The sequence below is a fragment of the Candidatus Binatia bacterium genome, assembly GCA_023150935.1.
Classification (GTDB): Bacteria; Desulfobacterota; Binatia; order HRBIN30; family HRBIN30; genus JAKLJW01.
Map to the genome: position 1 here is coordinate 1 of JAKLJW010000072.1, position 10,057 is coordinate 10,057.

Genomic DNA, 10,057 nt, shown 5'->3' on the forward strand with positions numbered 1-10,057 from the left:
GTACGGCGCCGGGCTCGGACCAGGCCACCGCGGCGGCGGCGCCGGCAGCGCCCGCGGCAACCGCACCGCGGGGCGGCGAAGAGCGCGTGCCCATGACCCGCCTGCGCCAGCGCATCGCCGAGCGATTGGTGCAGGCGCAACATACCGCGGCCATTCTCACCACCTTCAACGAAGTCGACATGTCGGCGGTGATGGCGCTGCGCGCCCGGCACAAGGCCCGCTTCGCCGAGGTGCACCAGGTCAACCTCGGATTCATGTCTTTCTTCGCGCGCGCCTGCATCGCTGCCCTGCGCGACCTGCCCCTGGTCAACGCTTTTATCGACGGCACCGACGTGGTCTACCAGCAGCACGTTCATCTCGGCATCGCCGTTGGAACCGAACGCGGACTCGTTGTGCCGGTGGTGCACGATGCTGAGCGCATGACGTTCGCCGAGATCGAGAAGGAGATCGAACGGCTCGCCGGTCTTGCCCGGCAAAACAAGCTCGGCATCGAGGACCTCGGCGGCGGCACGTTCACGATCTCCAACGGCGGTGTGTACGGGTCGCTGCTGTCTACGCCGATCCTGAATCCGCCGCAGAGCGCCATTCTCGGCATGCACAAGATCGAAAAGCGGCCCGTCGTCGTCAACGACGAGATAGTTATTCGGCCGATGATGTACCTGGCGCTGTCGTACGATCATCGCCTGATCGACGGCGAACAAGCGGTAACGTTTCTTGTCCGGGTCAAGGAGCGCCTCGAAGAGCCCGTGCGGCTCATGCTGGAAGTGTGAAACGAGCCCGTATTATGCCCGACACCCAATTCGATTTGATCGTCGTCGGCTCCGGCCCGGGCGGCTATGTGGCGGCGCTGCGGGCCGCGCAGCTCGGCATGCGCGTCGTCTGCGTCGAGCGCTACCCGTCGCTCGGGGGGACGTGCCTGAACGTAGGCTGCATTCCCAGCAAGGCGCTGCTCGATTCCAGCGAGCATTTCGCGTTCGTGCGCAACGGGCTGGCGGCGCACGGGATCAAGACGGGGGGGATCGAGCTCGACCTGCCGGCGATGATGGCGCGCAAAGACAAGGTCGTAAAAGGCCTCACGCAGGGCATTGCCGGCCTGTTCAAGAAGAACGGGGTGGAACGCGTCGTCGGAACCGGCCGTCTGGTGGACGCGCACACGGTCGAGGTGACCGGCGGCAACGAGGCGCGCACACTGCGCGGCGCGCGGATCGTGATCGCGACCGGCAGCGCGCCGATCGAATTGCCCGGCCTGCCGTTCGACGGCACTCACATCGTATCGTCCACGGAGGCGCTGGCGCTGCCGCGGGTTCCGGAGCGCCTGCTGGTAATCGGCGCGGGCGCGATCGGCCTCGAGCTGGGGTCCGTGTGGAACCGCCTCGGGGCGCGCGTCAAGGTGGTCGAATTTCTCGATCGCATCGTTCCCGGGTTCGACCTGCGGATGGCGGAGATGCTGCACAAATCGCTCAAGAAGCAGGGTCTCGCCTTCCAGCTCGAAACGACGGCGCGCGCCGCGACGGTTACCAACGGCCGGGTGACGGTGACGCTGGAATCCAGGCAGGGAGCGAGCAGCGAGGAGGTCGCCGACGTGGTTCTGGTGGCGGTGGGACGCCGCCCTTACAGCGAGGGCCTTGGCGCGCGCGAGATCGGGGTGCAGTTCGACGACCGTGGTCGGATCACCGTCGACGCGCACTACCAGACCTCCGTGCCGGGTGTGTACGCGATCGGCGACGTGATTCACGGGCCGATGCTGGCGCACAAGGCCGAGGAGGAAGGCGTCGCCTGCGTCGAGTCGATCGCCGGTCTGGCCGGTCACGTGAACTACGATGCCGTACCGAACGTCGTGTACACGCATCCCGAGCTGGCCGGCGTCGGTCTGTCCGAAGAGCAGGTGCAGGGTCAGAACCTTGCCTACCGCACCGGCATGTTTCCGTTTCTCGCCAACGGCCGGGCGCGGACGATGAACGAGACCGAGGGTGCCGTGAAGATACTTGCCGACGCGCAAACCGATCGCGTGCTCGGCGTGCACGTATTCGGCGCCCACGCCTCGGACCTGATCGCCGAAGCCGCCGTGGCGATCGAATTCGGCGCCAGCGCCGAGGACCTCGCCCGCTCGGTCCACGCCCATCCGACGCTGCCGGAAGCAATGAAGGAAGCCGCGCTCGCGGTCGGCAAGCGCGCGCTGCATGTGTAGGAGGGACTGGGGGCGTGAGGGCCTGAGGGTGCTGGCCGCCTTTGGCCACTTTCGTACCGGTGCAGCAACACTTCCCGCCCACCGTTACAACGCAACGTAGCAACCAGCCCCCCCACGCCCTCAGGCCCCCCCCTCAGTCCCCACGCCAGCACGCCCCTCCTCATGTTGACTGCCATCCCTGCGTCGCCGTAGGGTGCGGGCCGTGGGTGGTTCGGGGCAGGGGTTGCACGAGGTGACGCTGGCCTTGCGCGCCGGGTCAATCGACCTGGTAGCGTCGCAAGGCGCGGTGCGCCTGTGCGGTTTGCGTCCGGAGGTGCGGTACGACCGCACCGGGGCCGAGCAAGTCTGGCGGCCGGCGCTGGAACGCGACGCCGGCGGCGCGTACGTGGCGGAGTCGGAAGTGCACGGCCTGCGGCTGCTGTTGCGGCTCGGGACCGAGGGCGGCGCGGCGGTGGCGGACGCGACGCTGACCAACATCGGGCACACGCCCATCCGCTTAGCGCGCGTCGCGCCGCTGGCGACGACGGCGGCAGACGAAGTCAGGATCGGCGCTCGCGCCGATCGGTGGAGCATCTTACGGCAGGGGTACCAGTCGTGGACCGGCACGCGCAGCTTCCGTGCCCACGAAGTCGATCCCGACCCGCTGTCCACACTGCTGTCCATAGGTCTCATCGACCTGCGCAACCCCTCACCGCAGCGGCCGGGACATTTCCGGTCCGACATGTTTGCGGCCGTCGCCAATCTGCGCAGCGGTGAGGTGCTGGTGGCCGGCTTTCTCGCCTGCCGCGCCGCGTTCGGCGGCATCGAGGTCGTCGTGCACGGCAGGCAATGCCGCCGCTTTGCGGCGGTGGCCGATCTGGACGACGTGCTTCTGCCGGCGGGCGAAGAGATCGGCATCGAGCCGGTGTGGATTGGATCGGCAGCCTCGGTGCACGACGGTCTGCGGGCGTACACTGTCGCGGTTGCGGCGGCGATGCAGGCGCGCGTTCCGGCGCGGGCGCCGGTGGGTTGGTGCTCGTGGTACCACTACTTCACGAACGTCTCCGAAGCGGCGATGCTGGAAAACTTGCGCGGCCTGGCCGCGCTGCGGCCGAGCGTGCGTTTCGACTACGTTCAGGTCGACGACGGGTACCAGTCGGCGATTGGCGATTGGCTGACGACCAACCCGAGATTTCCGCGCGGCATGGGCAGTCTGGCGGCACAGATCGCCGCCGAGGGGTTCGAACCGGGTATCTGGATCGCTCCGTTCATCGCCCGCCGCGGTTCGCGACTGCTCCGCGAGCATCCCGACTGGTTCGTGCAATCAGAGCGCCGGCGGCCGCGCTTTGCGCTCTACAATCCGGTGTGGGGCTGGTGGGGAAACTGCTACGCCATCGACACGACCCACCCCGCCGTGCAGGACTGGCTGCGCAACCTGATTCACACCCTGGTCCACTTCTGGGGCTATCGAGTCCTGAAACTCGATTTCCTGTACGCCGCCGCGCTTCCCGGCCGGCGTTACGATGCGCGTGCCACGCGCGCGGGTGCGCTCCGGCGCGGACTCGAGATCATCCGCGAGACGGCGGGCGACGACGTCTTCCTGCTCGGCTGCGGATGTCCGCTGGGGCCGGCGATCGGCGTGGTCGACGCGATGCGCATCGGTCCCGACGTCGCCCCGTTCTGGAGCAAGTGGCTGACACGCGGGCCGCAACGGGATCTGCACGGCCTCGCCACCAAGCACGCCGTGCGGAACATGCTGACTCGATCGTTCCTGCATCGGGTCTGGTGGTTGAACGATCCCGACTGTCTGATGGTGCGCGAGACGGACACCGAACTGACCCTCGACGAGGTGCTGACACTGGCGACCGCGATTGCCGTCACCGACGGGATGGTGGTGCTGAGCGACAGCATGAAGTCGGTGACCCCCGAGCGGCTGGCAGTGTTGCAGCGGACGCTGGCAGCAACCGGGGGCCGCGCCGAGGTTGTCGACCTGATGCGCGCCGACATGCCGGAAGTCGTTGTCAACCGGGCCCCGGGCCGGACGTTGCTCGCAGTGTTCAACTTCGCCGACGAACCCAGAGTGAAGCGCATCGATATGAAGGAGACGGCGCCGGAGCTGGCCGGCGCGACGACGGCGACGGATTGGTGGACCGGCGAGCCCGTCGCCATTCGCGCGGGGTTACTCGACCTCGGCGAGCTGCCGGCGCACGGCTCGCGCCTGCTGACTTTCTAGTGGCCGGTCGGAGAAAGGCCCGCTGGTGCTTCGACAAGCTCAGCGCGAGCGGGCTCCGCCTTGATTTCACAGCATTTTCCGCTCGCCATGAGCCCGTCGAAGGGCGAGGGGTCGCTTTCTCCGACAGGCTCCTGGCGGCGCCGGACCCACAACTTCCGTCACGCACAATGGGTTGGACACCCACCACGTCGCACCCGCCACATCGCGTGCCCACCGGGTCGCGTCAGGCGCCCCCCGATGCGACCCGAGCGGCTCATGCGGGAAGGGGGATGACTTCGCTGCCGACGCGTTGGATCAACTGGAAGTGCGGGTCATACGTGAGTACGATCGCCCCGACCCGGGCGGCCGTTGCCGCGATCCAGATGTCGTTGGTCGGAAGGGGGGTGCCGGCTCGCCGCAGCGCCGCCACGATCTCGCCGTAAACATGTGCGACGTCACCGTCGACGACGACTTCGTCGACCACGGGACTGGCGAGGAAGTCGTTCAGTTCCGCCCGGTTCTCGGCCAATCGATTTCCCAGGAGGAACCCGGTCCACAGCTCCCCGAGCACGATCGACGGCACGCCGACCCACTCGGCGCTGTCGAGGCGTTCGACCACGGGTGGGTGGCCCCGCTTGAAGTGGCTGTACGCCGACGTGTCGATGCAGTAGCGGGTCACCGCCAGAGCTCGGGGTCGATCTGCTCGGTGAACGTGATGGCCTTGTCGAAGCGGGCCTGCTCGGCGGCACTCCAGGTCCCGGCGAGAGCCCGCAGTCCGTTGGAGCGGACCTCCGTGGTGCCGACGCCGAGGGCGCGACCGAGCAGATCGAGCACCGTCTGATTGAGCGACCTGCCACAGCGCCTGCGCTCCGCCTCCAACGCGCGGGCAAGACGCGGCGGCACCCCGCGTACCGTGAGGTGCGAGTACAGTTTGGACAACCGTGTTCGTGCATTCATGCGAGCAAGTCTATGAATGCACAGGTGGCGAGTCAACCTCGTTCGGGGGGGGGCCGGCGGCGGACACATCACAGCGTGCGGGAAGTCGAAGAACGCGGTGCGATGCTCGACCATCGTGCCCGTCCACAGCGCGCACAGGACGGGAATGGATTCGTCGAAGCGGCGGTTCCCGACCTTCTGATTTCTCGCCATCCCGGCCTGGTCGACCCGCGCTCCTCTAGATACGCCAGAACGCGAAGCAGGAGGGTCACGCGCGGCGTCCGTCCATGACACGCGAGCGCTGGCGGCCGCGGTGCTTATTGCGACGCAGGGTAGCGAGAGCCTGGGCACGCGAGGTGCGGGGCGGTTGCGTCGCCAGAAACAACCGCAGGGCCTCTTCGCCGAGACGCTCGGCTTCGGCGCAGCGCTGTGCCGGGGTGCCTCGAAAGTGCTTTGCCACCGCCGCGGCTAGGTCGCGCCCGGGGAGCTGCATGACGATTTCCCTACCGAACGTGGGTGGGGATTACAAACAAGCGCCGGCGAGCGCGAAGCGGACGCGTCCGGCCTTGGTGGTGTTCACCGCACAATGGGTTGGACAATCAGGGCCACGGCAAAGTCGTTGACGGAGGGTGTACACCAGGCCTGCCCCTCGATACACGGCCCAAGAAGACGGGCCGTTACTCGGGGCGAACGGTCTTGTGGTCTTGCTGAAACCGAAAAACCCGTTCGAGCCGAGTAGCCGCCCTCTTCTGGCGGCGTATCGAGGCTCTGTCAGCGACTTTGCCGTGGCCCTGGTTGGACAATGGGTTGGACACCCACCACAATGGGTCGTCGTTTGCGACCAGGGCCGGGGAGAGATCGCGGCGAGCATGCACCTCATCGAAGGATGCACGGCACAGGGCTACAACCGGCGCAAGCGGCAGTGGAGCGATGGGATGGCGGTGGGCAGCCGCGGCTTTGCCGAGCGAGTGCGGGATGACCCCGGTATCCGGGGTCGGTATCGCGCCATCGCCCGACAGGGTCAGGATCACATCCGGCATCTCAATGACTTGCAGACGTGCAACCCGTGACCTCAGTCTCTGTATACGGGCTGCGGGCGCAATCTTTTGTTGACACGCGCTTCATCCGCGCTGTATGCGGGCTGGGAGGGGGTGATCGTGAAGACGAGGGGGATGGCGGGCAACGTCCGAGAATGGGGCTTACGTCAAACAGGGCGTTTATGCCGGCTAACCGCTTCTTGACCTCTGATGCGAGACGAAAGTACGGTTCACCGTTGACAGTTCACATCTGGCGGACAATTCGTTCGCCGTCGCCGTCGCCGTCGCCGTCGCCGTCGCCGTCGCCGTCGCTCGGAGGTGCGGCCGGCGCATGCAACATTCCGGGCACAGACGGGAGGGAGTCGCATGAGAGCATCGTTGGTTTCGTTGGGGGTCGCGACGGGCGCGGCGCTGACGCTGTGGTCGGGCGTGGCGCTGGCGGCCACGGACGAGCAGAAGTGTCTGTCGGGGCGAGCGAAGGCCAAGGGCAAGTACGAGAAGTGCATCGAGGACCAGCTCGGAAGAGTCTACGGCCCCAAGTCGCCCAATTGGGCGAAGTGCCGGATCAAGTACGACAAGGTGTGGACGAAGCTGCAGGGACTGATTGGGAGCGGCACCTGCGGCGGGGTGGCGCGCTATGTGGACAATGGCAACGGGACGGTGACCGACAACCTGACCGGGCTGGTGTGGGAGAAGAAGACCACCGCGGTGGGAAGCGGTACGGACTTCCCCGGAGACCGTCACGATGTTGACAATTACTACACCTGGACCAGTTCGGGAGTACCGCCGTATGCCGAGAATGGCACAGCGTACACCGACTTTCTCGAAAATCTGAATGCTGGCGGCGGGTTTGCCGACTCGAACGGATGGCGACTGCCGACGTTTGCGGAACTGCAGACGATCCTGCTGCCGGAAGAGTATCCGTGCACGACGAGTCCGTGCATCCCCGCGACTTTCGGGTCCACGCAGTCCAGCGGCTACTGGTCGGCTACTACCCTCGCCGGCTTTCCGGACGTCGCGTGGGGCGTGGGCTTCGCTGACGGCGGCGTGCTCACCGGCTTTAAGACCTTTGGCGGCTATGCCCGCGCCGTCCGGGGCGGCTTGTGATCGATCATTTGGTTATTTGTGACTTTGGGCCTTTGATCGCGGCGCTTTGGCCGCGATCTCGAAAATTTTGGGTTTGCTAGAACTCAAGTGATGGCGCAGACAGAGCATCTGCCGATCTACAAGGCTGCATACGATTGCTGTCTGTACTTCGAGCAAGTGGTGCGGAATTTCTCGCGCTACCACAAGTACTCCACCGGGCAGGAGCTACGCGACGGGGCGCGACGCGTGTTGCGGCTAATTGTGCGGGCCAATGCGCGCCAGGACAAGGTGCCGGTGCTGCTCGATATTCGGGAGGAAGTCGAGGAGCTGAAGGTGCTGTTGCGCTTGTGCAACGATGCCAGGGCATTTGCGAGCTTCAACTCGTTCGAGCATGGGATTCGCCTGGTGACGGATATCGCCAGGCAGAATGAGGGTTGGCTGAAAAGCCAGCAGCAGGGTCGTAGCCCGAATCGGGCTGGCCAGAATCGGCGCGTGATTCTCAAAGAGATAGCGGAGCCGAGCGTGCCATGATCACAAGGTCCCTCTTCCACCAGCGGCTTCGGCTCAGGCTGCCCGCTGGTCAACGCCGGAGCCCTGTAGTGGGGCCGAGGCACAAGGGCACCTTCCCCACTTGCGGGTGGGCCAGGTGTCCGGGTCCCTCCTACGCTCGTGCCGCGCGCTTCGGAGGGGAACAAGCGAAGAGGGCCACGCAGTCCAACAACTACTGGTCGGCTACTACCAACGCCGGCAATCCGAACAACGCGTGGAACGTGAACTTCAATGACGGCAACGTGAACAACAACAATAAGACCAATAACAACTATGCCCGCGCCGTCCGGGGCGGATTGTGAAGACGACCCTGCTTCGGCCTGGCGGAGAGCCCGCAACGGCTCTCCGCCAGCGCCTTTTCGATGACCGCGCCAGCTGACCTCTTCTCTTTCGACAACCTGTGGCGGCAGTATCGTGTCTGCCGCCGTAACAAGCGCAACACCATCAACCAGCTTCGCTTCGAGGTGGACGCCGAGGCCAGGCTCCTGACGCTGCAGGAAGAACTGCGCGCCCACACTTACCAGCCCGGCCAATCGATTTGCTTTGTCACCGACGGTCCCAAACCGCGCGAGGTCTTCGCGGCGGATTTTCGCGATCGTATCGTGCACCACTTGCTCGTGTCCCGCCTGGAGCCAGTGTTCGAACCAGGGTTCATTCACGACTCGTATGCGTGCCGCAAAGGCAAGGGAGTGCTGGCAGCCAGCACTCGGCTGACCGAGTTCCTGCGCCGCATCACCGCCAATGGGCAACGCCGGGCGTGGGCGCTCAAGCTCGATGTCGCCAGCTTCTTCCCGTCGATCGACAAGCAGACCCTCTACGAAATCATCGCCGACCGCGTTCGGGACCCGGAGCTGCGCTGGCTGACGCACACGATCCTCTTTCACGATCCGACCGCCGATTACCGGTTCAAGCGCGGCGCGCTGCACACGTCAGCGCCCACGTCTGCCAGGTACCCGATACCGGCGCAGAAGAGCCTCTTCGGGAAGGACAACGAGCGCGGCCTGCCGATCGGGAATCTGACCAGCCAGTTCTGGGCGAACGTCTACCTCAACGAGCTCGACCAGTTCGTGAAGCGGACACTCCGGTGCCGATACTATGTCCGTTACGTTGACGACCTCATTCTTCTCGACACCAACCCCGAAACCTTGCGGCAATGGCGGGAAGCCATTGCGGCCTTTCTCGGCGAGCGATTGAAGTTGCGCCTGCGCGAGCGGCACGTCGAACCAGCGCCGGTCACGCACGGGATCGACTTCGTCGGTTGGATGACGTTCTGGAACCATCGGCGGCCCCGCGGTCGAACCCTGGCGAGTTGCGAGGCGCGCCTCACGCGCTTTGCGCGGCGCGAGCTGCGACCGTTGTGGAGCGCTGTCGCCCTGCGAATCGACACCGACCGCCAACCCGAGGCGCTGCCGGCCCTGCGGGCGACGCTGGCCTCGTACAGCGGCCATCTTCGCCACGGTGCGGCCTACGAGAAGTGGATGGCGCTGTGGCGGCGGCACGGCTGGTTGCAAGGTTTTTTCGAGCACCTCCCCGACGACCCGTGGCGTGTGCAAGCCCGATGGCCAGAGGAAGCGGTGGGCGGGCAGCGTTTCTCGCACCAGTACGGACGGTTCATCCGCCGCGCCGGTTCCCAGGCCCTGGTGTTCATGCACGTCGGGAAGTTCGTGGAGTTCTACGGACCCCAACGACTTCTCGCCGCGCAGGCACTCCGCCTCGTGCGCGTGTCCATTTCGCGCGGTGGCTTCGGATTCAGTGTCGGGTTTCCGCTACGGCTGAGCCACACCTACATCGGTCGCGCCGTGCGTGCCGGACACGCCGTGGTTGAAGTTGGCGAAGCGGACCGCCTGCGGCGGACGTGCGCCTCGCGTCGGGTGATGGCCGTATGGATTCCAGCCAGATGGTGCCGGCGAGGGCGTTTCCGGTCGCCGCTTGGCGTATGAAATTACACCCATCGGCCTGGTACCCCCGGTTGCCCGTCGTCGAGCGGATAGCCGTGTCCTTCCGGCAGAGATGCGAAGCCCAATTTTATCGAGATTTCCGGGCGCGTAGGGCTCAGCCAGCGGGCCCTGC

At 65.9% G+C, this 10,057-nt stretch carries 11 protein-coding genes; 8 read left to right on the forward strand and 3 right to left on the reverse strand.

The features are described 5' to 3' along the window. From sucB to L6Q96_22445, 3 genes are all read left to right on the forward strand, one after another. The coding region (sucB, locus tag L6Q96_22435; GenBank protein ID MCK6557308.1) for a dihydrolipoyllysine-residue succinyltransferase at positions 1-770 on the forward strand (770 nt) is incomplete at its 5' end. A gap of 14 nt (positions 771-784) precedes the next feature. Continuing rightward, complete coding sequence (gene lpdA / locus L6Q96_22440) at positions 785-2,188, forward strand: dihydrolipoyl dehydrogenase (protein ID MCK6557309.1); 1,404 nt, start codon at positions 785-787, stop codon at positions 2,186-2,188. A gap of 202 nt (positions 2,189-2,390) precedes the next feature. After that, complete coding sequence (locus L6Q96_22445) at positions 2,391-4,400, forward strand: alpha-galactosidase (protein MCK6557310.1); 2,010 nt, start codon at positions 2,391-2,393, stop codon at positions 4,398-4,400. A gap of 253 nt (positions 4,401-4,653) precedes the next feature. On the opposite strand, the gene L6Q96_22450 is transcribed toward L6Q96_22445, so the two are convergent. The 3 genes from L6Q96_22450 to L6Q96_22460 form a co-directional block, all read right to left on the reverse strand. Then, entirely contained in the window at positions 4,654-5,058 is a 405-nt protein-coding gene (locus L6Q96_22450) for a type II toxin-antitoxin system VapC family toxin (protein MCK6557311.1), read from the reverse strand. Beyond that, the gene (locus L6Q96_22455; protein ID MCK6557312.1) at positions 5,055-5,336 is read right to left on the reverse strand and encodes a hypothetical protein; all 282 of its coding nucleotides are present in this window, start codon (positions 5,334-5,336) and stop codon (positions 5,055-5,057) included. Before L6Q96_22455 ends, L6Q96_22450 begins: the two co-directional genes overlap by 4 nt. Before the next feature lie 247 nt (positions 5,337-5,583). Continuing rightward, the gene (locus L6Q96_22460) at positions 5,584-5,808 is read right to left on the reverse strand and encodes a hypothetical protein (GenBank protein MCK6557313.1); all 225 of its coding nucleotides are present in this window, start codon (positions 5,806-5,808) and stop codon (positions 5,584-5,586) included. Between the two features lie 211 nt (positions 5,809-6,019). Between L6Q96_22460 and L6Q96_22465 the strand changes: the two genes are divergently transcribed. The 5 genes from L6Q96_22465 to L6Q96_22485 all read left to right on the forward strand — a co-directional run bounded on the left by L6Q96_22465 (position 6,020) and on the right by L6Q96_22485 (position 9,927). Continuing rightward, positions 6,020-6,385 carry a hypothetical protein gene (locus tag L6Q96_22465; GenBank protein ID MCK6557314.1) on the forward strand — a complete coding sequence of 122 codons (366 nt, stop codon included), beginning with the start codon at positions 6,020-6,022 and terminating at the stop codon, positions 6,383-6,385. A 333-nt stretch (positions 6,386-6,718) separates the two neighbouring features. Further along, the gene (locus tag L6Q96_22470; protein MCK6557315.1) at positions 6,719-7,459 is read left to right on the forward strand and encodes a DUF1566 domain-containing protein; all 741 of its coding nucleotides are present in this window, start codon (positions 6,719-6,721) and stop codon (positions 7,457-7,459) included. A 90-nt stretch (positions 7,460-7,549) separates the two neighbouring features. Next, complete coding sequence (locus tag L6Q96_22475) at positions 7,550-7,969, forward strand: four helix bundle protein (GenBank protein ID MCK6557316.1); 420 nt, start codon at positions 7,550-7,552, stop codon at positions 7,967-7,969. Positions 7,970-8,037: 68 nt separating this feature from the next. Next, on the forward strand, positions 8,038-8,289 hold the full coding sequence (locus L6Q96_22480) for a DUF1566 domain-containing protein (protein MCK6557317.1): 252 nt from the start codon (positions 8,038-8,040) through the stop codon (positions 8,287-8,289). Positions 8,290-8,349: 60 nt separating this feature from the next. Continuing rightward, positions 8,350-9,927, forward strand: coding sequence for a hypothetical protein (locus L6Q96_22485; protein ID MCK6557318.1), 1,578 nt, complete (start codon positions 8,350-8,352; stop codon positions 9,925-9,927). Positions 9,928-10,057 lie beyond the last annotated feature (130 nt).

What these genes read in the sequence shown, in the direction of transcription:
- L6Q96_22470 (MCK6557315.1), top strand. Translation starts at nt 6,719, where the DNA reads ATGAGAGCATCGTTGGTTTCGTTGGGGGTCGCGACGGGCGCGGCGCTG.
- L6Q96_22455 (MCK6557312.1), bottom strand. Translation starts at nt 5,336, where the DNA reads ATGAATGCACGAACACGGTTGTCCAAACTGTACTCGCACCTCACGGTA.
- L6Q96_22460 (MCK6557313.1), bottom strand. Translation starts at nt 5,808, where the DNA reads ATGCAGCTCCCCGGGCGCGACCTAGCCGCGGCGGTGGCAAAGCACTTT.
- L6Q96_22485 (MCK6557318.1), top strand. Translation starts at nt 8,350, where the DNA reads ATGACCGCGCCAGCTGACCTCTTCTCTTTCGACAACCTGTGGCGGCAG.
- L6Q96_22475 (MCK6557316.1), top strand. Translation starts at nt 7,550, where the DNA reads ATGGCGCAGACAGAGCATCTGCCGATCTACAAGGCTGCATACGATTGC.
- lpdA (MCK6557309.1), top strand. Translation starts at nt 785, where the DNA reads ATGCCCGACACCCAATTCGATTTGATCGTCGTCGGCTCCGGCCCGGGC.